Source organism: Streptococcus sp. KR (assembly GCF_002238115.1).
GTDB lineage: Bacteria > Bacillota > Bacilli > Lactobacillales > Streptococcaceae > Streptococcus.
Genome location: NZ_NGVM01000294.1, coordinates 1 through 245, shown reverse-complemented (window position 1 = coordinate 245; position 245 = coordinate 1). Strand labels below are relative to the sequence as shown.

At 32.7% G+C, this 245-nt stretch carries 1 pseudogene; it reads right to left on the bottom strand.

Features of this window, described 5'->3' with window-relative positions:
* Window positions 1-33: 33 nt before the first annotated feature.
* Window positions 34-245: pseudogene (locus CBI42_RS12010) on the bottom strand (DNA primase); the annotation flags it as partial.

Here is a 245-nt window from a genome sequence, read left to right as displayed (position 1 = left end):
TCTAATATTAGCTAAAACATCTTGATTTTGTTATCACAATTCTAAACATTGAGAGGTTTGTCTTACTGGTTGATTCCTCAATGTATCTTTTGCAGTCTCAATCATCAATTGTAAACCTGATTTCTTTTCTCTAAGGACATCATTCCAGTCTACTTTTTCTTTCCCAGATTCATTATCAGGGAAATCCAGGAAAACAGGAAATCCTGATTGAGATAACTTATCAGAAAAATCTTTTCCTGCATCAT